General features: G+C 53.4%; 1 rRNA gene. It reads left to right on the top strand.

The window, feature by feature from the left end:
* Positions 1-1067: ribosomal RNA gene (locus K6Y31_RS22045) — 16S ribosomal RNA — on the top strand; the annotation flags it as partial.
* Positions 1068-1100: the final 33 nt, after the last annotated feature.

The raw sequence follows: 1100 nt of genomic DNA, 5'->3' as shown, positions 1-1100 counted from the left end.
CTGTGACGTTAGCGACAGAAGAAGCACCGGCTAACTCCGTGCCAGCAGCCGCGGTAATACGGAGGGTGCGAGCGTTAATCGGAATTACTGGGCGTAAAGCGCGTGTAGGTGGCTTGTTAAGCCAGATGTGAAAGCCCCGGGCTCAACCTGGGAACTGCATTTGGAACTGGCAGGCTAGAGTTTTGTAGAGGGTGGTAGAATTTCAGGTGTAGCGGTGAAATGCGTAGAGATCTGAAGGAATACCGGTGGCGAAGGCGACCACCTGGCCAATAACTGACACTGAGACGCGAAGGCGTGGGTAGCAAACGGGATTAGATACCCCGGTAGTCCACGCAGTAAACGATGTCTATTAGGAGTTTGTGGCTATATGCCGTGGGCTCCAAAGCTAACGCATTAAATAGACCGCCTGGGGAGTACGGCCGCAAGGTTAAAACTCAAATGAATTGACGGGGGCCCGCACAAGCGGTGGAGCATGTGGTTTAATTCGATGCAACGCGAAGAACCTTACCTACTCTTGACATCCACGGAATTTAGCAGAGATGCTTTAGTGCCTTCGGGAACCGTGAGACAGGTGCTGCATGGCTGTCGTCAGCTCGTGTTGTGAAATGTTGGGTTAAGTCCCGCAACGAGCGCAACCCCTATCCTTAGTTGCCAGCACGTCATGGTGGGAACTCTAGGGAGACTGCCGGTGATAAACCGGAGGAAGGTGGGGACGACGTCAAGTCATCATGGCCCTTACGAGTAGGGCTACACACGTGCTACAATGGCGGATACAAAGGGCAGCTAACTTGCGAGAGTGTGCGAATCCCAAAAAGTCCGTCGTAGTCCGGATTGGAGTCTGCAACTCGACTCCATGAAGTCGGAATCGCTAGTAATCGTGGATCAGAATGCCGCGGTGAATACGTTCCCGGGCCTTGTACACACCGCCCGTCACACCATGGGAGTGGGCTGCAAAAGAAGTAGGTAGTTTAACCTTCGGGAGGACGCTTACCACTTTGTGGTTCATGACTGGGGTGAAGTCGTAACAAGGTAGCCCTAGGGGAACCTGGGGCTGGATCACCTCCTTACCAAAAGCGACGTTGTCTTGTTGACGAGAGTCA

This window comes from Motilimonas cestriensis, from assembly GCF_021295315.1.
Taxonomy (GTDB): Bacteria; Pseudomonadota; Gammaproteobacteria; order Enterobacterales; family CBDFNC01; genus Motilimonas; species Motilimonas cestriensis.
The sequence above is the reverse complement of the archived record's forward strand: the minus strand, read 5'-3'. Positions and strand labels throughout refer to the sequence as shown.